Origin of the sequence: Hymenobacter bucti, from assembly GCF_042681145.1 — a bacterium.
Lineage (GTDB): Bacteria > Bacteroidota > Bacteroidia > Cytophagales > Hymenobacteraceae > Hymenobacter > Hymenobacter bucti.
The window spans coordinates 1-25,410 of sequence record NZ_JBHUFD010000012.1 but is presented as its reverse complement, the minus strand read 5'-3'; the positions used below and the strand labels follow the sequence as shown (position 1 = coordinate 25,410).

The following is a 25,410-nucleotide window of genomic DNA, read 5'->3' as shown; positions in this document are numbered from 1 at the left end:
GATAACCTAAGAAATCAGCGGCATAGAATTAGCGAGCGGTCAGGTCGTAGGACTGCCCGGCCTCAGTGGCAAAGTCGTAGAGTGTGGAAGCGGGTAGGCTGGGCTTTTTCGGAGTTGCTTGGGCCGAGATAAGCGGCGCTTTCACGGGCAGTACCTGGTAGAAAGGGTTGGGGTTTTCGCCTTGCGCTGTCGAGAGCCGGGTTTTACCGGTGGCTTGCAGCGGTGTGCGCAGGCGCAGGCGGCAGTTGCCGCCCAGGCGCGAGGTGATGCGCAGGTGCGTGACCTTCCCTTTGTTCCAGGCCAGGTCCACCACGTAGCCGCCGCGGGCCACCAGGCCGGTTACTTCGCCGGTGGGCCAGGCAGCGGGCAGGGCCGGCAGGATGTCGATGGCTCCGTCGTAGCTCTGCACGAACAGCTCGGCCAGGCCGGCGGTGCAGCCAAAATTGCCGTCAATCTGAAACGGCGGGTGGGCATCGAGCAGGTTGGGGTAGGTGCCGCCGCCGGTGGCTTCGTTGACCTTTTCGACGGTACCGGGCAGTAGGCGCAGCTGGTTGGTGAGCAGCTGGTAGGCGTGGTTGCCGTCCTGCATCCGCGCCCAGAAATTTACCTTCCAGCCCATCGACCAGCCCGTGGAAATGTCGCCGCGCTGAGTGAGCGTGGTGCGGGCCGCCTCGAACAGCTCGGGCGTGCGGTAGGGCGAAATCTGCCCGCTTGGAAACAGCCCGTAAAGGTGCGAGATATGGCGGTGCGTGCCCTTGGGGTTGTCGTGGTCTTGCAGCCACTCCTGCACCTGCCCGTACTGGCCAATCTGCATGGGGGCCAGCCGCGCCCGCAGCGTGCGCAGGGTATCGGCAAAGGCTTGGTCTGCGCCCAGTACTTCCGCCGCCCGGATGGTTTTGGAGAATAAATCCGTGACCAGCTGATTGTCCATGGTAGTACCGGCCACGATGGCAATTTTCTGGCCATCGAGCTGGTAGGAGTTTTCGGGTGACATCGATGGGGCCACCACCAGCCACTCATGGGTAGGTTCCTCCTGCAAAGCATCGACGTAATACGTGGCTGCGCCCTTGAGCACGGGGTAGTATTCGCGCAAGAAAGCCTGGTCGCCAGTGAATTGATAATGGTCCCAGAGGTGCTGACTCAGCCAGGCCCCGCCCATGGGCCAGAGGCCAAAGTTGGGGGCGTCGACCTGGCCCGTGATGCGCCAGAGGTCGGTGTTGTGGTGCATGACCCAGCCGCGGGCGCCGTACATCTGGCGGGCGCTCTGCTGGCCGGTCACGCTCAGGTCTTTGAGCAGGGCAAACAGCGGCTGGTGCAGCTCGGTCAGGTTGGTGGGCTCGGCGGGCCAATAGTTCATTTCGGTGTTGATGTTCACCGTGTACTTGCTGTCCCAGGGACCTTTAAGCTTGTCGTTCCAGATGCCTTGCAGGTTGGCGGGCTGCCCGCCCGGCTGCGAGCAGCTGATGAGCAGGTAGCGCCCGTACTGAAAATAGAGCGCCGCCAGGGCGGGGTCCTGGCCGTTGGCGAAGTTGGCCAGGCGCACGTCGGTGGGCTGCTGGGCGGCGGTCGTCACGCCCAGGTTCAAACTCACGCGGTTGAAGTAGCGCTGATAGGCCGCTACCTGGTCTTTAAATGCTTGGTCATACTTTTTGCCAACCGCCTGGGTTAGGTAGGCGCTGGCCCGCTGGGCAGCGTCGCCGCTCACGTCGTGGTAGTTGTTGAAATTGGTGGCGATGGAGATGTAGAGCGTGGCGCTGCTGGCGTGCTCAATGCGCAGGCCCTGTGCTTCGGCTACTACCTTGCCGCCTTCGGCCACTACCTGCACGCGGGTTTGAAACTTGATTTTGCCCGGCTGGCCCTCGTGCTCGTTGCCGCTGCCATCAAGAATAAGTTGGTTGTTTTCGGTGCGCAGGGCGTATTTCACCAGCGTTTCCTCGCTGAGCTGGCAGTCGATTTTGCCCGGCTTGCTGGCCGTGAGGCGCACCACCAGTACCTGGTCGGGCAGGGAGCTGAACACTTCGCGCTTGTAGCCCACCCCATCAAGCTGGTAGCTCACCGAGGCCACCGCCCGGCCGATGTCGAGGTCGCGGTAGTAGCTGGTCGCTTTCTCGTGGCCGGGGAAGGTCAGGTAAAGGTTGGCGGCCATTTGGTAGGGCATCCCGCTATTGCCGTAGGGCTTCATTTTTTCCTGCGCCAGCGCCTGGGCTTCCACCTGCTGGCCCGCCTTGAGCTGCTCGCGCAGCTGCCGGATGACGGGCAGCGCATCAGGGTTCACGTTATTATTCGGCCCGCCGGCCCAGATAGTCGATTCATTTAGTTGCAGCCGCTCGCGCCCGGGCGTGCCGAAGACCATTGCGCCAAACCGCCCATTGCCGATGGGCAGCGCTTCATTCCAGTTGGCGGCCGGGTGGTCGTACCAGAGCTTGAGGGGCGTGGGGGTAGGTTTGGCGGCGTGGGCTAGTAGGTTGGTGGCTGCCAGCAGGGTGAGGAGGATGGCTTTCTTCATGAAATGCTTGGCAGTCAATGAGACATAAAATCCCGTATGCATAAAGTCTGGCGAGCCCTAAGCAGGGCCGCCCCGCCCGATGTCTGCTACGGCATCGAGCGGGGCGGCCAAAGGCGGCAAACGGAGGTCCCACCCGGCGCTCACCGCCCCAACCTAGCTTAGTAGCCGAAGTTCTGCTTCAGGTTAGGGTTGGTGTCGAGCACCGTTTGCGGGAAGGCCAGCAGCTCGTCGCCGGTGTTGGGCACGTAGGCCGAGGCCACGTCGGCGACGTTAGCGGCGCTGAGGCCGGCGCGCCAGCTCACGCGCCGGGCCGCGTAGGTAACGCCGCCCGTCGTGACGGGGAAGGTCGTGGCCGTGCTGGGCGAGGGCCGGTAGAGCGAGCGGGCATAGCGCAGCTGCTCGGGGACGGGGTTATACTCGTAGAGGTACTGCGGGCAGCGCGCATACGCGCCGGTGCCCGCCATGAAGGCCGTGAGGTTGGTCTTGGTTTCGGCAATCTTACTGGCCAGTAGGTTCCACCGAATCAGGTCGTACTTGCGGATGGCTTCGCCACCAAACTCCAGCAGGCGCTCATTGGTCAACGTAGTGAAAAACGCGGTGGCTGAGCTGGTTTGCGTGGCGGGCAGCGCCCGGTAGTTGGCGGCCGAAAAGGCGCGGCGGCGCACTTCCTCCAGGGCCTGCACCGGGGTGGTGCCGTTGTAGGCGGCGCCGGGGCCGGCCAGCTCGTTCTGGGCTTCGGCAAACATGAGCAGTACGTCGGAGAAGCGCACCACGGGCCAGTTCATGCCCAGGTTCTGGGAGGTGCCGGGCAGCAGCGGCTGCCGCCAGTCGCGCCGGAACTTGCCATCGGTCAGGCTATTGCCATTCACGCTGTTGAGCACGTTGGGCGTGGCATCGACCGAGCGGTAGAGCGTCACAGTCACGTCGCGGCGAGTGTCGGTCGAGTCGAAGGCGTAGAAATAGGTAGCCAGGATGCTGATGCCACCGCCCGTCTGGCCCCAGCGCGAGAGTTGCGAGAGGCGCGGGCCGTTGTTGTAGCCCAGCTTGCTGTCCGAGGCGGCCGAGCCCGAGCCCATCGCCACCTCAAACATGACCTCGCCGTACTGCGTGTCGAAGGCCAGACCCGACACGTTGCGCCACACGGCCTCGAAGCTAGGGTTGAGTGTATGCTGGGCGCGGTTGCGCAGCAGCGTATCGCATTCGGCGCGGGCCACCTGGTAGGCAGCCTGGTAGTCGGCGGCCCGCACCATCTGGCCCTGGCGCGATTGGTAGCCGCCCCGGTACAGCGCAATGCGCGCCCGCAGCGCCTTGGCCGCGCCCTTGGTAAAGCGCTCGTAGGGGCCGTAGTCGGCCTGCGTGCGCCAGGGCAGCAGGCGCGAGGCCATGGCCAGGTCGGTCAGCAGCCGGTCGTAGATGGCGTTGCGGTCGGTGGTGGGCAGGTTTACGTCGTCGCCGGCCGGGGCGAAGGGCGCGGGCACGTCGCCCCAGTTGCGGGTTATTTCGAGGTAGTAGAGGGCGCGCAGCGCCAGCGCTTCGGCGTAGAGACGGCGCAGCTGCTGCTTCTCGGTGACCGTGCCGCTGGTGTAGAGCGCCATCAGCGGAATCTGCTCGATGCAGATATTGGCGCGCTCCACGCCCTGGTAGAGCGTGGTGAAGGGCGCTATCAGCTCGCTGGTGCCGGCCGTCACGCGGTAGCGGTTCACGTCGCGGCTGCCGCCGTCGGGGGCGCCGGCGCGGTTCTGGCCCTCGTCGGTGTCGTAGGCGTAGCCCGTGGAGAGGCGCACGCCGTAGCCGTTGTCGCCCGAAAGCGGGTCGTAGGTCCCGATAACGGCGCTATTGGCCCCCGATACGCTGCTGAAGGTGACCGCATTGGTGTAAACGGAGGGCGAAAGGGCATCGAGGTAGCCCTTGCAGGAAACCGCCGCCGCGGCGGTGCTGAGTAGCACGGCCGCCAGCGCGGGCCGCAGAAAAGAACGTTTCATAAAAAAACCGGGTGGGGAAAGGCTAGAGCGAAAGATTGAGGCCGAACAAAAACAAACGGCTGCGCGGGTAGGCTGCGTAGTCGACGCCCGGCGTGAGCGGCGACGAGCGGCGCGTATTCACCTCTGGGTCGAAGCCCGAGTAGTTGGTGAAGGTGTACAAGTTGTTCACCGTCACGTAGAAGCGCAGCTGCTGCACCTTCACGCGCTGCAAGAGGGCCTTGGGCAGCGAGTAGCCCACCGTGATGTTATTGATGCGCAGAAACGAGCCATCCTCAATGGCCCACGAGTGCAGCAGGTAGCGCCCGCGGGTGGGCCGCCAGATTTGGGCATTGGCGTTGAGGGCGGCCAGGGCCGTGGGCTCGGTTACCTGCACGCCCTGCGCGTCCACGGTGCGCCAGCGGTCGCGCATGATGCCCAGCAGGTTCTGGTTGGGCAGGTAGGCGCTGGTGAAGTCAATCTTGTTGGCATTATACACATCGTTGCCGTACACGAAATTGACGAATACGCTGGCATCAAAACCTTTATAGGTAAACTGCTGGTTGAGGCCACCCGTGAACTTGGGGTTGGCGTTGCCGATAACGGTGCGGTCCTGGGTGTTCACCACGCCGTCGCCATTGATATCCTTGAACTTGACCGCGCCCGGCGTGGGCTGAATAGCGCCGTTCACCGAGGTGCCGATGTTGTCGGCCACCACGCCGTTGTTGTTCGGCACACCGTCTTTGAGGACGTAGTTCCAAGTGCCGTTGGCGGCCTGCGTAGCGTTGAAGTCATCGACGGTGTAGAAGCCCTTGCGGCCGTTGTCGAAATCCGTCACGTAGCCGTACATCAGGCCCACCGCCTGGCCGGGCGTCACCCAGTAATCCTGGCCGGTGTCGCTGGTCCAGCCCGAGTTCACGCCCGGCAGGTAGGGCTGGCCGCCCAGGTCTTCGACCCGGTTGCGGTTGAAGGACACGTTGCCGTTGGCCGTCCAGGTAAAATCCTTGCCCTGCACGATGGCGCCGCTCAGCTGCAATTCGATGCCCCGGTTCGAGGTTTTACCGATGTTGCGCAGCTGCGTGGTGTAGCCCGAGGTAGGCGTGATGGGCTGGGCCACCAGCAGGTCAAACGTGTGGTTGATGTAGGCGTCGGCCGTCAGCTGCACCCGGTTGTTGAATAGGGCCAGGTCCACGCCCACGTTGCGCGAAATCGTGCTTTCCCAGCGCAGGTCTCTAAATGCTAGCGCATTGCTGGCCAGGCCCGGCGTGCGCCCACCGTCGATGGCGTACTCCACGCCGCTCGTGGTGAAGCTGCGCTGGTAGAGGTTGCCGGGGATGCGGTTGTTGCCGGCCAGGCCGTAGCTCAATCGCAGTTTCAGGTCCGACACGGCCGTGAGCGGCTTCATAAACTCCTCGCTCGACAAGCGCCAGGCCACCGAAGCGGCCGGAAACACGCCCACCTTATTGCCCGGCCCAAACTTGTTGGAGCCGTCCATGCGCGCCGTCAGCGTCACGAGGTACTTGTCGGCGTAGGCGTAGTTGAAGCGCGTGAAGCCCGACAAAATGCGGTTGGGGTCGTCGCTGGTGGTTGGGGCGGGCTGAATGAAGCCGGCCGGGGCCTGCGCCTGGTTGAGGTTGGCAAACACGCTCTCCGAGGTGATGTCGAGCGGCAGATAAAACGTCGAAGCGTTCAGCGACGAATTCTGGGTCTGGTACACTTCCTGGCCCAGCAGCGCGTCAAACGTGTGCTTGCCCTTGACGAACTGGTAGGTCAGCACGTTCGAGTTGTTGAGCGTCAGTTGCGAGCCCGTGTTCAGGGTAGCGGTCGGGAAGCCGCCGTTTTGGCGGGCCACGCCGGTGACTTTACTGTTAAAGGCTTCGGTGCGGGTGTTCAAGTAGTCGAGGCCGAAGGTCGAGCGCAGGGTCAGGTTTTTGATAAAGCTGTAGCTGACGTAGGTGCTGGCGTTGGCCAAGCGCGTTTTGTTGGCCCGATACTCGGCCTCGGCCACCGCAATTGGGTTGATGAGCCCGCTCACGCCGCCGCTCAGCAGGTAGTAGTCCTCATCGGGCTGGGTGAGGTCCACGGATACGCCCGTGCCCAGGTTGTTGGTGAAGGGGCGGTACTGCACCGTGTTTTTGAGGCGCGAGCCGCTCGACAGGCCGCCGCTGGCCGTGCCCGCGCCGTTGGTTACCTGGTCGTTGCCGCGCACGTTGAAGCCGATGCGCAGCTTGTCATTGGCCCGGTGGTCGAAGCGAAAGTTGAGCAGCTTGCGGTCGTAGTCCGAGTTCACCTGAATACCCTGCTCGCGGTTGCTGGTCAGGCTCAACGAGAACGTGGTGCCCTTGCCGCCGCCCGTTAAGGACAGGTTGTGGGTTTGCTGAAAAGCATCGCGGCCAAAAACCTCCTGCTGCCAGTCGGTAAAGGGCGACTGCCGGGCCAGCGCCAGCGTGTCGCCGGTGTAGTTGCGCGAGCCGTAGGCCGCCCTGAACGTGGCCAGGTCGCCGGCTAGGCGCGCCGCCCGCTCATACTGAAAATCAATGAACTCGCCCGGCTGCAGCACGTCCAGCGTCTTTACAATCCGGCGCACCCCGGCAAAGCCGCTGTACGCCACGATGGTGCGCCCCTCGATGCCCTTTTTGGTCGTGATAATCACCACGCCATTGGCCCCGCGTGCGCCGTAGATGGCCGTCGAAGCCGCGTCCTTGAGCACGTCCACCGTCAGGATGTCCTGGGGCGAAATCACGGACAGCGCGTTTTCGAGCTGAATGCCGTCCACCACGTAGAGCGGCGAGTTGTCCTGGGTAATCGAGCCGCCGCCCCGCACCCGAATCCGCACGTCGGCTCCCGGCGTGCCCTCCGAGGAGGTCACCTGCACGCCGGCCAGCCGGCCGGTCAGCGCATCGGCCGCCGAGTTGATGGGAATGTCCTTTATTTGCTTGGCGCTCACCGACGACACGGCCCCGGTCACGTCCTTGCGCGCCGACTCGCCGTAGCCGATAACCACTACGTCTTCCAGGGCTTTGCTATCGTCTTGCAGCGTCACCGTGATGGTAGTGCGGTCGCCCACGGCCACCGTCTGGCCCACGAAGCCGATGGAGCTGATGAGCAGCGTAGTGCCGCCCGTGGCCGGGATGGCGAGCGAAAAGCTGCCGTCGGAGTTAGAAGAAGCCCCGTTGGTAGTGCCCTGCACCACGATGGTGGCGCCGGGTAGGCCGTCCCCTTTCTCAGTTTTGATAACGCCCGTGAGCGTGCGGCGGCCGGGGCCTTGCGCCGCCGCCAGCAGCGAGAACCCGGTTAGTAGTAGAAACAGGCATACAAGTTTTTTCATTGCGTTGGGGCAAGGGGTGGGAAAAGGAAGGGGAGCGAGAGGGGCGCTGGGGCCGTAGCCGCCAGCAACGGGCTGCAGCGCAGCAGCGTCTGGTATAATTGCAATTGGGTGGGGAGGGGAGCCGCCGCCAACCCGCAATTAGTTCATCCGGACAGTGGGCTAAAGATGAAGTAGGATTTATTAAATTATTACAACCCGCCCCACTATTATTTATGCAAACGATACCGGCAACGTTGTCAGAGCCAAAGTGGGGTAGAAGCTACCCAGACGGGCACCACACAAAGTAGGTGGTATTAACACCGCTCACCGCCCCATCGGCGGGGCTAGGTGCTAAGGTCGAGCTTTATCAAGACTGCTTGTATCTCAAATGAGTACAAAATCAACAAATAGCCACGCTCTTCCAGGTCGAGGCTGCGTTGCCTAGGCCGCTGCGATAATAGGACGCCGTATTTTCCTGGCCTTTACGGCCATCCGGCAGTTGAGCCAACGCTATGGCCGGCGGACCATCATAAGCGTTTTTCAATAAGCTCTCTCGGATATGATTATTCCGGTGGCTTTGTCAGTCTGCTGATTCTGCTTGGCGGCCTGGTTTACTTCTTTATGGAGGTATTCTTTGAGTTTGAAGCGCCGTTGGCTCGGCCATTCGGGTGGGTTATGTGCCTGCTAGCGTCAGGTTTGGCTAGCTGGTCTCTCACCGATTCGTATTTCAGACGCAGCCCTCGCTAGTGCGCTACGCCCTGCCCCAGCACGGCAACGGCGTGCGGGCTCCGGCCATCCGCTACTAACAGGAGTTTTACATTTAGTACCCCGACCTGGGCATCTTCGTGACCTAGGCCAAAAACCTGGCCGGGCCGTGGTCAGTGCCCGTGTACGTGAAGCAGGGTAGAGCCTCATCGGCCCCGACACGCTGGCATTTGACGTCCACCAAAACCACCTCACGCTGGATGGGCCCAAGTTTTACACGTGCTAGGGCTATTACTACATTTTCGCGCCGGCTGGGGGCGTGCCCACGGGCTGACAGCTAGTGCTGCGTGCGCTCAACGTGTACGGACCTTACGACGAGCGCATTGTGCTGGACCAGGGCAAAACGTTCGTCAACTTACTCATTCTACCAATTAAAGGGTATGAATTGATAGCTATCTGACCCTAGCCATAGTTGAAAAGCGCGATTAAAGCTAAACCTAGTGACATGCCGTGCGCTTGGAAATAGAGCTTGAGAAACTTCAGGGCGTGGGTCATCTGGTTTTCAACGCACTTAACGGAAATGTTTAATTCCTGCGCAATGCGCGCATGGGAAAGGCCCTGCTGTCGGTTCAAGGCAAATATCTCACGGCGGCGGGGCGGCAATTGCGCAATCGCCGTCTGGTAAAAATGCTCCAGCTCCTGGTACTCCAGAATCTGGCCGGGGCTAGCTTCCTCGATTAGGGTTTCTTCGCCGCACTCCTCAAACACCCAGTAGCGCTGCTGCCGCAGCTGATTGAGCACGGCATGGTAGGCCGACTTGTAGAGGTAGGCTTTGAAAACGATGTTTTCGTCTAAGAACATGCGGCGCTCCCACAGCTTGAGGAAGCACTCCTGCACGGCATCCTCCGCATCGGCGTGGCTCTTGAGGTGCCAGTGCACGAAGCGACACAGCGCGGGAGCGTACAGGTCGAATAGCTGGTCGAATGCCCGGATATCGTCCTGCTGAAGGCGCGCTAGGCACGCGTGGTCCGAGAATTCTTGGTTGATTCTCACGGGTGGGAAATGGAAGGGTAGGGTAAGAAGCGCCAAATATACAAGTCGCCAATAAGTACGCACTAGCCGCCCGCCAACAATTATAACCCGGGCTTACGCAACGGCTCAGCTTAAATGCTATCTTGATTACCAGCTATTTATAAGTAGTTAGCGGCAGCCCGAAAAAAAAGCAAATTATTTTGCGGGCCAGCTTTGGGGTAGAAGGGGGTCCATGGTTCTTAGTAGCAGCGGGGCATCTGACCCGCCCCACTACATGGAAATTACCTACGCAGCCTATGTGCGCTATCTGCGCGGCGAAGCCTCCCTTATCGAAGCACGCGCCGTGCGGGCCTGGCTCGCCAACCCTGCCAATGAACGGCAGGTGCAGGACTGGATGAGTCGCTCCGCCGCCGAAGCCGCTGTGCCAGTTGCTGACAGCGACCCCTTCAACTACGCGGCTATGCGCGAGAACCTGCACGCCCGCCTGGGCGTGGCTCCCGCGCCGCAGGTGGTGCTGCTGCGCCCCGCCCCGCGTGCCTGGCGGCGCTGGGCCGCCGCGGCGGCGGTAGCCAGCCTGACCATTGGCGCGGGCTGGTTTTGGCAGGAGCAGCACCAGTTGGCTACAGCCAGCTACGCCACCGCCTATGGCCAGACGCGGGTGGTGCGCCTACCCGACGGCTCGGAGGTGACGCTAAACGCGCACTCGACCTTGCGCTACGCCGCCTCCGCCGATGCGCGGCAGCCCCGCGAAGTGTGGCTCGATGGGGAAGCCTTTTTCTCGGTGAAGCACACGGCTGATAATCAGCGCTTCGTGGTGCACACTACGGGCAATTTCAACGTGGAAGTGCTGGGTACGAAGTTTACCGTGTACCGGCGGCACGAGCAGGCCCGGGTGGTGCTGCTATCAGGCAAGGTGCGCGTGGATTTTGTCGACCACACCCGGCCCGATATTATTTTAAAGCCTGGCGAGCTATTGCAAACAGCTGATAATAAGCCTAAGGTAGTTCTGCACAAGGCAGTAAAAGCTGCTAGCTATGCCACCTGGACCGCCGCCCGAATGAGCTTCGATGCCACGCCGCTGGCCGACGTAGCGACCCGCCTACAAGACACCTACGGCGTGGCAGTGGTGGTGCCCGACTCGGCCCTAGCGCAGCGCAAGTTCACAGGCACCCTCCCAATAGGCAACCTCGATGTGCTCTGCGAAGACCTGGCCGAGGCCTTTCACCTGCACATCAAGCGCCAGCAAAACCGCCTCGTTTTATCTAAATAACGCTTTTTCCCACCCTACTTCTCATGCGTAAAACCCCTACTTTACCTGGCGGGCAGCCTGCCCGCTTCCTCTTCCTCGTGGCCGGGACGGTGCTGTTGCAAGCGCCCAGCTCGCCGGCCGCGGCGCAGTTGCTGGCTTCAACTCGGCCGGTGCAGGGGCAGCCAACCAGCGCCACCGCCACCGTGGGATTACGCCAGCTGCTGACCCAGTGGGAAGGACAGTACAACAGCACGATTGCCTACGACAGCGACGTGGTGGGCGACAAGCGCGTGACGCCCGCCGCGGAGGCCAGCACGCTGGAGGGCAAGCTGGCGCGCACCCTAGCGCAGGTAGGCCTGAGCTTCAAGCGCTTACATCCGAACAACTACGTCATAGTCGCGGCTGAGCCAAGCAGCAGCAGTGCGACTACTAGTGCGCAGGATATTGCCGTGGCCGGGCGCGTGGTAGATACCAAAGGCGAGGGCCTGCCGGGCATTACGGTGGTGGTAAAAGGCACCACCATCGGCACCAGTAGCGCGCCCGATGGCAGCTTTACGCTCAGCGTGCCCGCCAACAGCACCCTGGTGTTCAGTGCCGTAGGCTTCGTGCGCAAGGAAGTGGCGGTAACCAGTGCCATCAATAACCTAACCGTCAATTTGGTGGAGGATACCAAGTCGCTGGATGAGGTGGTGGTGGTGGGCTACGGCACCCAGAAGAAAAGCGACCTTACGGGCTCGGTAAGCTCGGTTTCTTCTAAGGATTTCAACGTGGGGCCCCAGCTTAGCCCGCAGCAGCTGATTCAGGGCAAAATGGCGGGCGTGAATATCTCCCAAAACAGCGGCAAGCCCGGGGGCTCTAACACAGTCAGAATCAGGGGCGGTACTTCCCTCACGGGCTCCAACGACCCGCTGTACGTGATTGATGGCGTGCCCATTTCCACCACCAGCGGCGTGAGCCAAGCCAACATCCGGGGCAATGGCACCGACGTTTTCGACCAGGAGCCCACCAACCCCCTGATGACGCTGAACCCCAACGACATCGAGTCGGTGACGGTGCTCAAGGATGCTTCGGCCACCGCCATCTACGGCTCCCGGGGGGCCAATGGCGTGATTGTGATTACCACCAAGAAAGGCAAGGCTGGCAGAGCCCAGGTTACCTACAACGTAACGGCCGGGGTGTCTAAGGTGGCCAACACGCTGAAGGTGTTATCGGCTGACCAGTACCGGGCGGAAGTGAAGGAGTTGGGCCTACCGCTGGACGACAAAGGGGCGGATACTAACTGGCAAGACGAAATCTACCGGACTGCGAAAACTCAGGACCACAGCCTGTCGCTGACGGGCGGCACGGATAAGACGCTGTACCGCGCGTCGCTGGGCTACGGCAAGCAGCAGGGCGTGATGCTCGGCTCCGAGCTGACCCGGGCCAATGCCGCGGTCAACGTCAACCACTCGGCGCTGAAGGACCGGCTGCGGTTTGATTTCATCATCAACTACGGGCAAACCAAGTCGCTGGCGGCGCCCGTGTCCAACACGGTGGGCAGCGAATCGGGAACCAGCATGAACTATGAAGCCCTGGTTTTCAACCCTACTTACCCGGTTTATAATCCGAGCGGCGGGTTTTACCACGTGGGGCCTTTCCGAATAAATCCGGTTTCCTTCTCCCAGGAAGTATTCGACGAGCGAACCGCGCAGCGGCTGCTGGGCAACCTCTCTACCACCTACAAAATCACGGAGCCGCTGAGCATCAACGTGAGCCTGGGCTACACTCGGCAGGAGATTGACCGCAATTCCTTCATCCAAAAATCTAACCCCCTAGGGGAAGGTTTTGGCGGGTATGCCAGCACTCAAAAGCTAGCCGACTACAGCAAGCTGCTGGAAACGGTGCTGCGGTTCAACAAGACCTTCGGCCGCCACGCCTTTGATGCCATTGCGGGCTACTCGTATCAGTACTTCCTGGGCCAGGGTAGCCGCACCACGGCCTCCGGGTTCTTGTCCGATTCCTTTAAGTGGTACAGTATGCAGGCCGCCAGCACGGTAGGTGGGGTCAGCAGCTTCCAGGAAAGCAACACCCTTATTTCCGGGTACAGCCGGGTAAACTACGATTTTGACGGCCGGTTTCTGGCCACGGCCACCATCCGGCGCGATGGGTCGAGCCGCTTTGGCTCGGGCAATAAGTGGGGCATGTTTCCTTCCGGCTCGGTGGCCTGGCGGATTTCGCAGGAGAAATTCTTCCCCACCAGCCCCGTGTCGGACCTGAAGGCGCGGGTAAGCTACGGGGTAACCGGCAACCAGGAAATCGGCAACCTGAACTCGCTCACTACGCTCGGCGCCAGCACCAGGGGCTACCTGGTGGGTGGTCAGCGCGTGACCATCGTGCTGCCCCAGCAATACGCCAACCCGAACCTGAAATGGGAGCAAACTGCCCAGGTAGACGTGGGGCTTGATTTCGGCTTGTTTGGCAACCGCCTCCACGGCACCCTCGACTACTACCGCAAGGAAACTACCGACCTGCTGCTGCGCATTGCCGTGCCGTCGCCCTCGGTGGTGAGCACCCAGCTGGCCAACGTCGGGAGCGTGGAAAATAAGGGCATTGAGCTGGAACTGGGGGCCAGCATCATCAGCAAGGGCGCCTTCAGCTGGAACGCCGATGTGAACTTCAGCCGCAACCGCAACAAAGTGCTGAGCCTCTCCAACGACCTCTACAAGGGCGACAACATCCAGATAGCCCCCCTGCAAGGAACGGTGGCCGGCGGCTACGCCCAGCTGATTATGCCCGGCCAGCCACTGGGTACTTTCTACGGCAGGAAATTCACGGGAATAGTCGATGGCGTGGAGAAGTATGAGCCCGGCAACCAGGTTATTGGCAGCGCCCAGCCAAACTACACCTACGGCCTGAGCAACGCCTTCCAGTACAAGACCTGGAGCTTGTCTTTCAACGTCCGGGGCTCGATAGGCAACGATGTCTATAACCTGACCGCCAACAATATGGCCTACAAAAGCAACCTGCCCGGCCGGAACGTGCTGGTCTCGGCGCTCACCGACGGGGTAGGCCGGCAGCAGCCCAAGCAGTACTCTTCGCGCTGGATTGAAGACGGCTCCTTCGCCCGCCTCGACAACATCACGTTCGGCTACGCTTTCAACGTGAAAAGCACGCTGCTCTCCAACGCCCGGGTCTTCGTGACCGGCCAGAATCTGTTTTTGATTACCAAATACTCAGGGCTGGACCCCGAAGTAAACGCCGAGATTTCGGGTACCGGAGTGGCGCCGCTGGGGATAGACTACCTAAGCTACCCCCGCGCCAAGACCGTGAGCATCGGCGCCAGCGCTTCTTTCTAATTGCAGCAAATATTCCCTATTGAGTTAAGCAGATGAAACATATCATCACAAAAATCCTGGTCAGTGCCGTGGTGGTGCTGGCCGGCTGCACCGGCCTGGACGAAGAGCAATTTGGTAGCTTGTCCCCGGCCACGTACTACCGGACCGAAGAAGAAGCGCTGTCCTCCGTGGTGGGCGTGTACCAGCAATTATCGGGGGTGGCAGACATCGGGGACCCCTTCCGCATCGCGGAGTTTGGCACCGACGAATTTCTGGTGCCCGGCCGGGCCAGCGGCGGTTGGTTCGACCAGAACAACATCGATATCATGCTCCACCAGGTAAAACCCGATAACGCGACTACCAGCCGCGCCTGGAAAGGTATTTTCCAGGAAATAGGCACGGCCAACGCCGTGCTGGAAAGCCTGGAAAGCTCGCCCAACAAGGCCAACTTCCCAGGCGTAATCGCCGAGGCCCGGGCGCTGCGGGCCTACGGCTATCTCTACGCCATGGACTTCTGGGGCAACGTGCCCATTTTCACGCAGGCCCGGGTAGACCCTCAGAACCTGCCAACCAACAACACCCGGGCCGAGGTATTTGCCTTTGTGGAGCGGGAAATGCTCCAGGCGGTGAGCGTTTTGCCGTCGGCTAAAAACGCAAAGGCCACTTACTACCCCAGACTTACTAAAGAAGCCGTTTACGCGGCCCTGGCCACCCTATACCTGAATGCCGAGGTTTATACTGGCTCGCCCAAGCGGACGGAGGCCCTGGCCATGTGCGACAACGTAATCAACGCGGGAGTTTACTCGTTGGAGACCAACGTAGTAGACAACTTTAAAGCCACTAACGAAGTGAATTCCAAGGAGATTATCTTCTCCTTTTCGATAAACCCCACCAGAAACGCGGGGGCCAACCAGTTTATGCTCTACGCGCAGCCCGCTCTGGATAAGCAGCGCTACAACCTGCCCTTCACACCGGCTAACGGCTACAGCACCTACCGGGAGGCCCTGGACCGCTACGAGAACGCCGACCGCCGCAAAAGCCTGCTGCAATACGGCCCGCAAACCTATGCCAACGGCCAGCCGCTGGTGGATAACCGGGGCGTGCAGCTGAATCTGGTACCGGTGCGCGACTACATCAGCGCGCAAGACAACGAGGGCTACCGGGTCTTAAAATACGTACCCGAGGGCGTAAGCTGGTCGGGCTTCAACGCCGACAACGACCTGGTGCTGACGCGCTACGCCGACATCTTGCTCATGAAAGCCGAGGTGCTGCTCAGAAACGGGAATGCGGCCGCAGCCCTGCCCTTGGTCAACCAAGTAAGAGCCCGCAGCAACGCCTCGGCGCTGACCAGTCTCACCCTGAAAAACGTCGAGGAAGAGCGGGCCCGCGAGTTTATCTGGGAAGGCCAGCGCCGCCGGGACATGATTCGGTTTGGGAGCTACTTCACCGAAACCTGGACCTTCAAAACCACCCAGACGCCAACCTGGAGGGGTATCTACCCGATTCCGGCCGAGCAGATTACCGCTAACCCCAATCTGAAGCAAAACCCTAATTACTAAGGGCCGCCGCGAAGGTCGAAGAGCAGTGAGTGGAAAAGCTTGACTGGTTCTTCGCTTTTGCTTTTCCGACTTGATATTTTTATCAATTGCCGTCTTTCCACTATGCCGCTAGTTCCTCGTGTTGTTGTCTGCTGCTTGTTGATTTTGAGTGCTTTGCCGGGACGGGCGCAGGATTTTATGCCGCTGTGGCCCAAGAAAAAGATGCCCAATTCCAAGGGCCTGAAGCTGGCGGATAAGATTGAAAACGAGCGAATTTTGCAGGTGGGCACGCCGGGTATGTATACTTTTTTCACTTCGAAGGAGGAGAACAAAGGCTGCGCCGTACTCATTTGCCCCGGCGGCGGCTACGAGCGCCTGACCTACCTGCTGGGCGGCACGCAGCTGGCCAAGTGGTTTAACACGATGGGGGTCACGGCCTTTGTGCTGAACTACCGCCTGCCCAATTCGCCCGACCTGCAAGACCGCAGCCTTGGCCCCGAGCAGGATGCCCAGCGCGCCATGCGCCTGATTCGGGCCCACGCCGCCCGCTGGAAGCTTGACCCCCAGCGCATCGGCATCATGGGCGGCTCGGCGGGCGGGCACCTGGCCGCCACCCTGGGCACGCACCCAGAGGATGTGTCGGCCATCGGCGACTCGCTCGACCGACTGGCCTTCGCGCCCAATTTTATAGTGCTGGTGTCGCCCGTCATTACGATGGGCCAGTACGCCCACGCCGGCAGCCGCAAAAATCTGCTGGGCGAAAACCCCTCGCCCGAGCTGGTGGCTAAGTTTTCCAACGAGCTGCACGTCACGTCGGCCACGCCGCCCACCTTTCTGGCCCACGCTTATAATGACAAGTCAGTAAATCAGCGTAATAGCCTCCTGTTTTATCAAGCCCTGGTAGAGCATGACGTGCCGAGCAGCCTGCACACGTTTCCGCAGGGCGGCCACGCCATTGCCCTGCGCAACACGCCCGGCTCGGCCGGCCAGTGGACGACGCTCTGCGAGGCGTGGCTGCTGGAAATGGGCTTTCTCACGGGCAGCAAGTAGGGCTGTTTCAAGCCCCTGCCTTTTCTTTCCCACCCCCTTTTCTCATGCGTACTTCCCTCTTGAAAACCACTGCCGGACTGAGCTTGCTGCTGCTCACGGCTTTTGCCGCGCCCGGCCCCCGTAAGAAGACCAAACTGTATATGATTGGCGATTCGACGATGGCCAACAAGCCGCAACAGGTGTTTCCCGAAACCGGCTGGGGGATGCCGCTGGCGACCTATTTTGACACGGCCGCCGTGGTGGTCGATAACCGCGCCCAGAACGGCCGCAGCACGCGCACCTTTTTGGCCGAAAACCGCTGGCAGCCCATCGTGCAGGCCTTGCAGGAGGGCGACTACGTGTTCATTCAGTTTGGCCACAACGACGAGGCCGACAACTACCCCGACCGCTACACCCCGCCCGAAGACTACCGCAAAAACCTCAGCAAGTTTGTGAGCGAAACGCGGGGCAAAAAAGCCTACCCGGTGCTGCTTACGCCCATCACGCGCCGCCGCTTCGACCAGGCAGGCCGCATCCAGGAAACCCACGTGGCCTACTCCAAGGTGACGGCCGAGGTGGCTGCGCAGTACAAAGTACCGCTCATCGACCTCGACAAAATGAGCCGCGAGTTGGTGCAGCAATACGGCGTGGATAAGTCGCTGCTGCTGTACCTGGAGCTAGCCCCCGGCGACCACCCCAACTATCCCTACGGCCACCACGACAACACCCACTTCACCGAGTTAGGCGCCCGCAAAATGGCGCAGCTGGCCGTAGGCCAAATCACGGCGCAGAAGCTGCCCATCCTGTCGGAGCACCTGGCCAAGCCCACGGCTAAAAACGCCGTGCCGCCTGCCACTAACGGCAAGGATGCCCAGCCTACTACGCCGTAGGGTGGTTTTGTGCTGCTTGCCAGGCGAGCCCGCCAGAACTACCCCCGCTGCCGCAACTGCTTCCTTACCATTCCGAATGACTTTCCGCCACCTCCTGCTCGCCAGCAGCCTGCTGCTGCCCATCGCCCTTCACGCCCAGGTAGCTCCTGCCCAATCCGCCGCCAAGGTAGAAACCTTCCTGGTGCCCATTCGCCTGACAGTGGCCCCGGATGGCTCCGGCGATTACCGCACCATTCAGGAAGCGGTAATGGCCGTGCGCGACTTCATGCAGGTGCCGGCCACCATTTTCCTCAAAAACGGTATTTATAAGGAGAAGCTACTCATTCCCTCCCAAAAAACCAACATCACGCTGCTGGGCGAGAGCCGGGAGGGCGTAGTCATTACCTACGGCGACTACTCGGGCGATGCCGAGAAGCACAGCACCTACACCTCGGCCACGGTGCGCGTGCAGGGCAACGATTTCACGGCCGAAAACGTCACCTTCGAGAACTCGGCCGGGCCCGTGGGCCAAGCCGTCGCCCTGCACGTAGAGGGCGACCGTACCACCTTCCGCCACTGTCGGATGCTGGGCCACCAGGATACGCTGTTTCTGGCCATCGAAAACAGCCGGCAGTATTACCAGGACTGCTACATCGAGGGCACCACGGACTTCATTTTCGGCTCCAGCACGGCCGTGTTTGAGGGCTGCACCATCTTCAGCAAAACCAACTCTTACATCACGGCGGCTTCCACCTGGCTCCGGCAGCCGTTTGGGCTGGTGTTCCTGAACTGTAAGCTTACGGCCGCGCCGGCCGCCACTAAGGTGTACCTCGGCCGGCCCTGGCGGCCCAATGCCCGCGTCGTTTTTGTCAACACCGAAATGGGTGCGCACATCCGGCCCGAAGGCTGGGAAAACTGGGGCAAAACCAGCAACGAGGCCACGACCTACTACGCCGAGTCGGGCAGCACGGGCCCCGGTGCCAACCCGGTCGGCCGGGTGAAATGGGCGCGCCAGCTCACGGCCAAAGAAGCCCGGCAGTACACGCTCAAAGCCATTTTTGGCGGGCCAGCGGGCTGGGAGCCTGTGCGCAAGTAACCGGCCGCCTGGCCAGCGACCCGCTTTCCCGACTTATTGCTCTTTCTGACTATGAAACAACTACTTGCCCTGCGCAAAGCCCTGGCCGGGGCGGCCCTGGTGCTACTGCCGGGCATAGCCGCCGCTCAAGCGTCGGCGCCCTACTCGTGGGCCAACCTGCCCCAGGTGCAGCAGCCTAGCTTCCGGGCCGATACCTTCAACATCAGCACGTTTGGAGCGCTGCCCGATGGGCACACGCTGAACACGGCCAGCATCAACCGGGCCATTGCCGCGTGCAGCAGTAAGGGCGGCGGCGTGGTGCTGGTGCCCGGCGGGCTGTGGCTCACGGGGCCTATCGAGTTGAAAAGCAACGTGAACCTGCACCTGATGCGGGCAGCGGTGCTCCAGTTCACGGCCGATTTTGACCAGTACCCGCTGGTGCTGGGCAGCTACGAAGGCCTGCCCGCCTACCGCAACCAGTCGCCCCTTTCGGGCACCAACCTCGACAACGTGGCCATCACCGGCCGGGGCATCGTGGACGGCAACGGCGATGCCTGGCGCATGGTCGGCCGCGACCGCCTCACCGAAAACGAGTGGAAAAAGAAGGTGGCCTCGGGTGGACTGGTGAGCGACGACGGCCGCATGTGGTACCCATCGGTCAAAACCAAGCTGGGCTCCCAAACCCCCAACGCCGGCAACCTAGCCCCGGGCAAAACCGCCCCGGACTACGCCGCCATCAAAGACTATCTACGCCCCAACCTATTGGTATTCAATAATTGCCGCAAGGTACTGCTCGAAGGCGTCACGTTTCAGAACTCGCCGGCCTGGTGCCTGCACCCGCTGCTGTGCCAGGACCTGACCGTGCGCAACGTGCTGGTGCGCAACCCCGACTACGCCCAAAACGGCGACGGCATCGACGTGGAATCGTGCCGCAACGTGCTGGTGGAAGGCTCCACCTTCGACGTGGGCGACGATGGCATCTGCATCAAGTCGGGCAAGGACGCGGAAGGCCGCAAGCGCGGCGTACCCACTGAAAACGTCATCGTGCGGCGCAACGTGGTGTACCACTCGCACGGCGGCTTTGTCATCGGCTCCGAAATGTCGGGCGGGGCGCGCAACATTTTCGTGGAGGACTGCTCCTTTATGGGCAGCGACAACGGCCTGCGCTTCAAAACGGCGCGGGGCCGGGGCGGCCTGGTGGAAAATATTTTCGTGCGCAACATCGCCATGAAGGACATTGTGCACGATGCCATCCTCTTCGATATGTACTACTTTACCAAGCCGCCCGCCAAGCTGGCCGACGGGCAGCCGGCCGCGCCCGAGCCCACCCCCGCCGTGACGGAGGCCACGCCGCAGTTTCGCAATTTCACCCTCAGCCACATCGTGTGCGACGGGGCCGAGCGCGGCATTTTCATGCGTGGCCTGCCCGAAATGAACGTGCGGCAAATCAGGCTCGACGACCTCACGCTGCGCGCCAACAAAGGCGTAGAAATGACGGAGGCGCAGGATATTCAACTCACCAACCTGCACCTGCAAACCCTGGCCGCCGCGCCCATCGTGTCGGTCGAAAACAGCCATGGCCTGCGCTTCGAGGGCCTTACCGTGGCGGCCCCCACCGGCCAGCCGTTGTTCAGCGTGAGCGGGCCGCGGGCCGCCGACATCAGCGTAGCCAAAGCCGAGGCCGGACCGGGCCGCCCGGCGGCGGAATTCAAAGCCGGAGCCAGCGCCAAGGCCCTCAAAGTTAAAAGATAGGCTTCTTGCAAAGGCGTCTGTCCTTGCGAGCGCAGCGAAGTAATCGCACCTAGGTGGCTCGTCCTGATGCGATTGCTTCACTGCGCTCGCAAGGACAGACGTCTTCTGCATAAATCCTCTAAAAATTAACCATGCCCTTTTCAACGTCGATTTCCCGGTTGGGCTGGCTGGCGGCTGGCAGCGCGGCGCTACTCACGCTTTCGGCGCGGGCGCAGCAGTTTCCGGCCCCGCGCGATACCTCTTTCACGGTGCACAGTGCTTTTGTGAAGGAAAAGAAACACCACCCGGACATCAGCATCGCCCGGCCCACGCTGCCCGCCACGGTGCGGGCCGCCTACGACGTAACGTATTGCACCCTAGGGGCGCGCAACTTGCGGCTGGATATTTTTTACCCCAAGGCCAAGCACCGCCAGGGCTACCCAGCGGTGCTGCTCATCCACGGTGGCGGCTGGCGCTCGGGCGACCGCTCGCAGCACGTGCCGATGGCCCAGCAGCTGGCGGCCCGGGGCTACGTCACCGCCACCGTCGAGTACCGGCTCTCGACCGAAGCCCACTACCCGGCCGCCGTGCATGACCTGAAAGCGGCCGTCCGCTGGCTGCGCGCCAGCGCCGGGCGCTACCCCATCGACACCACCACAATCGCGGTGTGGGGCTTCTCGGCCGGCGGGCAGCTGGCCGCGCTCGTGGGCACCACCAACGGCTACGCACCGCTCGAAGGCACTGCCGGCAATACCAGTCACTCCAGTAGCGTGCAAGCCATTGTGGATGTGGACGGTACACTCTCCTTCACGCACCCCGAATCGGGTGAGCGCGCCAACGACAAGCCCTCGCCCGCCTCCTACTGGTTTGGGGGCCTGAGCACGGAAAAGCCCGACCTGTGGGCGGAGGCCGGCGGGCTCAACCACGTCTCGGCACAAACCCCGCCCATCGCCTTTATCAACAGCTCGGTGGACCGGATGCACGCCGGGCGCGACGACATGGTGAAGCAGCTGGACGCCAGTCACATCTACCACGAAACGCACACCTTTCCGGAGGCGCCCCACCCGTTTCCGCTGTTCAACCCGTGGTTTGAGCCCACCCTCAACTACACGGCCGACTTCCTGCGGGTGGTTTTCACTACCAAACGCTGAGCGGCGCCGCCGGCCGGCAAGCAAACCAAAAACCCATGAGGAACCCTCGTTTTCTGCCAAACCGAATTCTCAATAGTGCCCTACTAGGGCTCGGGCTGCTCGGGCTGCCGGGCCTGGTGCGCGCCCAAGCGCTGGCGGCGGGGCCCGCCCAGCTGGCGCGCACCATCATGACCATCTGGCCCGACTCGCTGGAGGAGGTGCCCGGCCAGCCCGTGAAGTGGAACTACGGCCAGGGCGTGGCCCTGGAAGGAATCAAGGGCCTGTGGGAGCGCACCGGCGACCAGCAGTATTTCAACTACATCAAGAAAAGCATCGATTTTTTTGTGCAGCCCGACGGCAGCATCAAAAAGTATCGGCTGGGCAACTATAACATCGACGAGGTCAAGAACGGCACGCTGATTCTGTTTCTCTACCAGCAAACCCACGAGCCGAAATACCTGAAAGCCGCCACCTTGCTGCGCGAACAACTGAAGGGCCACCCGCGCAACCCCGATGGCGGCTTCTGGCACAAGCAGGTGTACCCGCGCCAAATGTGGCTCGATGGCCTCTACATGGGCGAGCCCTTCTACGCGCAGTACGCCGCCATTACCCACGAAACCAGCGCCTTCGACGACGTGGCCCGCCAGTTTATCCTCATGGAGAAGCACGCCCGCGACCCCAAAACCGGCCTGCTCTACCACGGCTACGACGATGCCCGCCAGCAGGGCTGGGCCGACCCCAAAACCGGGCAGTCGCCCAACTTCTGGGGCCGGGCCATGGGCTGGTATGCCGCCGGGCTGGTCGATGCGCTCGACTACTTCCCAGCCCAGCATCCCAAGCGCGACTCGGTGGTGGCCATTCTGGGCCGCCTGGCCGCCGCCGCCCAGCGCTACCAAGACCCCAAAAGTGGCCTCTGGTACCAAGTGCTGGACAAGGGCAACGCCCAGGGCAACTACCTGGAAGCGTCCGCGTCCTGCCTGCTTACTTACGCGCTGGCCAAGGGCGTGCGCCAGGGCTACCTGCCCGCCTCGTACCTAAAAACTGCCACCAAAGCCTATCAGGGCATTTTGCAGCAGTTCATCGAAACCGATGCGAAGGGCCAGGTAAACCTGAAAGGAACTGTGGCCGTGGCGGGTCTGGGCGGCAAGCCCTACCGCGACGGCAGCTACGGCTACTACGTGCAGGAGCCGGTGCGCACGAACGATATCAAGGGCATGGGCGCGTTTATGCTGGCTGGCAATGAAATAGAGTTGCTATCCCAGCAGCCGAATCCAGGCCAGGCAAAGCGCCAGAAAGCCAGCCCCAAAGCAACCGGCCCCGCCACTAAGAAAGGCAAAATCAACCTCGGCGACGCGCAGCTTTACTACGAGGAAGCCGGCCACGGCGCGCCGCTGGTGCTGTTGCACGGCCACTCCTTCGACCACCGCATGTGGGACCCGCAGCTGGCGGAGCTTGCGCAGCACTACCGCGTCATTCGCTATGATATGCGCGGCTACGGCCGCTCGTCGCTGCCGGTGGAGGGCCAGGAGTTTTTGCACGCCGACGACCTGCACCGGCTGCTCCAAGCCCTGCACATTCCCAAAGCCCACCTCGTAGGCCTGTCGCTCGGCGGCTTCGTGGCTATCGATTTCATGGCCCTGCACCCCGAGAGCGTACTGTCGGTGGTGTCGTGCAGCGGCAGCATTTACCCCCGGCCCGGCCCCGAGCAGCCCATTACGGCGGCCGAGATTGCGCGCCGCCGCACCGAGATTGCGCAGCTCCAGGCGCGCGGCCTCGCTACTTTCAAGGAGCAGTGGCTGGCTTCGCTGCTCAAATCCAGCGGGCCGGAGCAGGCCAGCTCGGAGCCCTTGCTGCGCCTAATGGTGCAGGACTGGTCGATGTGGCAGCCGCTGCACGTCGAGCCCCGGGTGCTGCTGGGCCAGTCGCTGGTGCCTCGGCTCACGGCGCATCCCGTGCGCGTGCCGCTGCTGCTGCTGGCAGGGGAGCGGGAGTCGGCCGCTCGCCAGCACGACAATGAGGTGTTGCAACAGCTCGTGCCAGGCGCGCAAACGGCCGTGCTGCCCCACGCGGGCCACGTCGCCAACCTCGACAATCCCACCGCTTTTACCGAGGCCGTCCTCCACTTTATTGCCCTCCAGCCGCAGCTTTAGTCTCTGTTACTAGCTGATTGCAAGCGCTTTTATTACTTCGCTATCTGCTTGCCCCATGCCCATGCGTGTATTCCGTTCCGTTGCTGTTTTATTGAACATCCAGTTAGGCTATCCTTGCGGCGGGCGCTGGGTACTGCTTGCCCTGTTGGCCTTCGGCCTGCGAGTGGCCCAGGCCCAGGCGCAGGGCACGCTTTCCAAAGTCTGGGTGCCCGACCTGGGCAACGGCACCTACAAAAACCCGGTACTCTACGCTGACTATTCCGACCCCGACGTGGTGCGCGTGGGCAGCGACTTTTACCTGACGTCCTCCAGCTTCAACGCCGTGCCGGGCCTGCAAATCCTACATTCCAAAGACCTGGTAAACTGGTCGATAATCGGGGCCGTATTTCAGGCGCAGCCGCCGCTGGCCCGCTACGCCCTGCCCCAGCACGGCAACGGCGTGTGGGCCCCGGCCATTCGCTACCACAACCAGGAATTTTACATCTACTACCCCGACCCTGACCTGGGCATTTTCGTGACGAAGGCTAAAAACCCGGCCGGACCGTGGTCGACGCCGGTGTGCGTGAAGCAAGCCAGCGGCTGGATTGACCCCTGCCCGCTCTGGGACACTGATGGTAAGGCCTACCTCGTACACGGCTTCGCGGGCTCACGGGCGGGCATCAAAACCATCCTGGCCGTGAGCCCGCTGAGCTCCGATGGGCAGCGCCTGACTGGCCCCGACGCGCTGGTCTTTGATGGCCACAAAAACCACCCCACGCTCGAAGGGCCCAAGTTCTACAAGCGTAATGGGTACTATTACATTTTTGCGCCGGCCGGCGGCGTTCCCACGGGCTGGCAATTAGTGCTGCGCTCGCGCAATGTGTACGGGCCTTATGACGAGCGCATTGTAATGGACCAGGGCAAAACACCCATCAACGGCCCGCACCAGGGCGCGTGGGTTGACACCGACGCGGGCGAAGACTGGTTTCTGCACTTCCAGGACCAGGGGCCGTATGGCCGGGTGGTGCATTTGCAGCCGATGGTCTGGAAAAACGACTGGCCCGTTATCGGCGAAGACCCCGACGGCGACGGCAAGGGCCAGCCCGTGCTCACGCACCGCAAGCCGCGCATCAAGGGCTTGGCGCAGCCGCGGGCTACCCCGCTTACCTCCGACGAATTCAGCACCAGCCAGTTGGGCCGGCAGTGGCAGTGGCACGCCAACCCACAGGACTACTGGGCTTATTTAAACGGCCCGCAGGGCTACCTGCGCCTCTACTCAGTGCCCCTGCCAGAGGGCTTTAAAAACTACTGGCAGGTGCCTAATCTACTGCTGCAAAAGCTGCCGGCCGAGGTGTTCACGGTTACTACCAAGCTCACGTTCAGCCCCCGCGTGGAAGGCGAGAAAGTAGGCTTACTGATGATGGGCCTCGACTACGCCTACCTCTCGCTCAGCAACCTAGGCAGCAAGCTGCAACTAAGCCAGAGTGTGTGCAAAAGCGCTGATAAGCTGACGCCCGAAACTGCCTCGGCCCCGGTGGAAGTGCCCGCCGCTCAGGCCGGGCAGCCCATTTACCTGCGCGTGGCGGTACGGGCAGGGGCCAAATGCCAGTTCAGCTACAGCTACGATGGGCAGCAGTTTCAGCCGCTGGGCGCGGAGTTTCAGGCCCGCGAGGGCAAATGGATTGGGGCCAAGGTGGGCTTGTTCTGCTCGCGCACGGCCAAGTTTAATGACGCGGGCAATGCCGATGTGGATTGGTTTCGAGTGGAGTAGCCACCGTGGTGTGGGCGCCTCACGAGACCCCTCTGGGGCTGGCTCCAGAGGGATCTCGTGAGGCGCC

At 62.0% G+C, this 25,410-nt stretch carries 14 protein-coding genes; 10 read left to right on the top strand and 4 right to left on the bottom strand.

The window, feature by feature from the left end:
• Positions 1–28 precede the first annotated feature (28 nt).
• The 4 genes from ACFSDX_RS18680 to ACFSDX_RS18665 form a co-directional block, all read right to left on the bottom strand.
• The gene (locus ACFSDX_RS18680; RefSeq protein ID WP_382316309.1) at positions 29–2,506 is read right to left on the bottom strand and encodes a glycoside hydrolase family 95 protein; all 2,478 of its coding nucleotides are present in this window, start codon (positions 2,504–2,506) and stop codon (positions 29–31) included.
• Between the two features lie 158 nt (positions 2,507–2,664).
• Positions 2,665–4,488: a RagB/SusD family nutrient uptake outer membrane protein gene (locus ACFSDX_RS18675; protein ID WP_382316308.1), complete on the bottom strand. Its 1,824-nt coding sequence runs from the start codon at positions 4,486–4,488 to the stop codon at positions 2,665–2,667.
• Positions 4,489–4,510: 22 nt separating this feature from the next.
• Positions 4,511–7,792, bottom strand: coding sequence for a SusC/RagA family TonB-linked outer membrane protein (locus ACFSDX_RS18670; protein WP_382316306.1), 3,282 nt, complete (start codon positions 7,790–7,792; stop codon positions 4,511–4,513).
• A gap of 1,146 nt (positions 7,793–8,938) precedes the next feature.
• Positions 8,939–9,529: an RNA polymerase sigma-70 factor gene (locus tag ACFSDX_RS18665; protein ID WP_382316304.1), complete on the bottom strand. Its 591-nt coding sequence runs from the start codon at positions 9,527–9,529 to the stop codon at positions 8,939–8,941.
• A 253-nt stretch (positions 9,530–9,782) separates the two neighbouring features.
• On the opposite strand from ACFSDX_RS18665, the gene ACFSDX_RS18660 reads away from it, so the two are divergent.
• The 10 genes from ACFSDX_RS18660 (at position 9,783) to ACFSDX_RS18615 (ending at position 25,343) form a co-directional block, all read left to right on the top strand.
• Positions 9,783–10,778 (top strand): FecR family protein, encoded by a 996-nt coding sequence (locus ACFSDX_RS18660; protein WP_382316302.1) that lies wholly within the window; start codon positions 9,783–9,785, stop codon positions 10,776–10,778.
• Between the two features lie 23 nt (positions 10,779–10,801).
• Positions 10,802–14,092, top strand: a complete 3,291-nt coding sequence (locus ACFSDX_RS18655) for a SusC/RagA family TonB-linked outer membrane protein (protein ID WP_382316300.1) — start codon at positions 10,802–10,804, stop codon at positions 14,090–14,092.
• A gap of 32 nt (positions 14,093–14,124) precedes the next feature.
• Positions 14,125–15,630: a RagB/SusD family nutrient uptake outer membrane protein gene (locus tag ACFSDX_RS18650; RefSeq protein ID WP_382316298.1), complete on the top strand. Its 1,506-nt coding sequence runs from the start codon at positions 14,125–14,127 to the stop codon at positions 15,628–15,630.
• Positions 15,631–15,774: 144 nt separating this feature from the next.
• Positions 15,775–16,659 carry an alpha/beta hydrolase gene (locus ACFSDX_RS18645; protein ID WP_382316296.1) on the top strand — a complete coding sequence of 295 codons (885 nt, stop codon included), beginning with the start codon at positions 15,775–15,777 and terminating at the stop codon, positions 16,657–16,659.
• Between the two features lie 44 nt (positions 16,660–16,703).
• Complete coding sequence (locus ACFSDX_RS18640; protein WP_382316294.1) at positions 16,704–17,528, top strand: rhamnogalacturonan acetylesterase; 825 nt, start codon at positions 16,704–16,706, stop codon at positions 17,526–17,528.
• 76 nt (positions 17,529–17,604) lie between these two features.
• Complete coding sequence (locus ACFSDX_RS18635; RefSeq protein WP_382316292.1) at positions 17,605–18,603, top strand: pectinesterase family protein; 999 nt, start codon at positions 17,605–17,607, stop codon at positions 18,601–18,603.
• Between the two features lie 51 nt (positions 18,604–18,654).
• Positions 18,655–20,334: a glycoside hydrolase family 28 protein gene (locus tag ACFSDX_RS18630; protein ID WP_382316290.1), complete on the top strand. Its 1,680-nt coding sequence runs from the start codon at positions 18,655–18,657 to the stop codon at positions 20,332–20,334.
• Between the two features lie 131 nt (positions 20,335–20,465).
• A complete protein-coding gene (locus ACFSDX_RS18625; protein WP_382316289.1) occupies positions 20,466–21,464 on the top strand; it encodes an alpha/beta fold hydrolase in 999 nt (332 codons plus the stop codon).
• 35 nt (positions 21,465–21,499) lie between these two features.
• Positions 21,500–23,593 (top strand): alpha/beta fold hydrolase, encoded by a 2,094-nt coding sequence (locus ACFSDX_RS18620; RefSeq protein WP_382316288.1) that lies wholly within the window; start codon positions 21,500–21,502, stop codon positions 23,591–23,593.
• A 91-nt stretch (positions 23,594–23,684) separates the two neighbouring features.
• Positions 23,685–25,343, top strand: coding sequence for a glycoside hydrolase family 43 protein (locus ACFSDX_RS18615; protein WP_465262258.1), 1,659 nt, complete (start codon positions 23,685–23,687; stop codon positions 25,341–25,343).
• The last annotated feature ends 67 nt before the right edge of the window (positions 25,344–25,410 follow it).

Excerpts from the sequence above, each read along its gene's own strand:
- ACFSDX_RS18655 (WP_382316300.1), top strand. The coding sequence starts at position 10,802 with ATGCGTAAAACCCCTACTTTACCTGGCGGGCAGCCTGCCCGCTTCCTC.
- ACFSDX_RS18640 (WP_382316294.1), top strand. The coding sequence starts at position 16,704 with ATGCGTACTTCCCTCTTGAAAACCACTGCCGGACTGAGCTTGCTGCTG.
- ACFSDX_RS18680 (WP_382316309.1), bottom strand. The coding sequence starts at position 2,506 with ATGAAGAAAGCCATCCTCCTCACCCTGCTGGCAGCCACCAACCTACTA.
- ACFSDX_RS18650 (WP_382316298.1), top strand. The coding sequence starts at position 14,125 with ATGAAACATATCATCACAAAAATCCTGGTCAGTGCCGTGGTGGTGCTG.
- ACFSDX_RS18630 (WP_382316290.1), top strand. The coding sequence starts at position 18,655 with ATGAAACAACTACTTGCCCTGCGCAAAGCCCTGGCCGGGGCGGCCCTG.
- ACFSDX_RS18635 (WP_382316292.1), top strand. The coding sequence starts at position 17,605 with ATGACTTTCCGCCACCTCCTGCTCGCCAGCAGCCTGCTGCTGCCCATC.
- ACFSDX_RS18660 (WP_382316302.1), top strand. The coding sequence starts at position 9,783 with ATGGAAATTACCTACGCAGCCTATGTGCGCTATCTGCGCGGCGAAGCC.
- ACFSDX_RS18675 (WP_382316308.1), bottom strand. The coding sequence starts at position 4,488 with ATGAAACGTTCTTTTCTGCGGCCCGCGCTGGCGGCCGTGCTACTCAGC.
- ACFSDX_RS18625 (WP_382316289.1), top strand. The coding sequence starts at position 20,466 with ATGCCCTTTTCAACGTCGATTTCCCGGTTGGGCTGGCTGGCGGCTGGC.
- ACFSDX_RS18670 (WP_382316306.1), bottom strand. The coding sequence starts at position 7,792 with ATGAAAAAACTTGTATGCCTGTTTCTACTACTAACCGGGTTCTCGCTG.
- ACFSDX_RS18620 (WP_382316288.1), top strand. The coding sequence starts at position 21,500 with ATGAGGAACCCTCGTTTTCTGCCAAACCGAATTCTCAATAGTGCCCTA.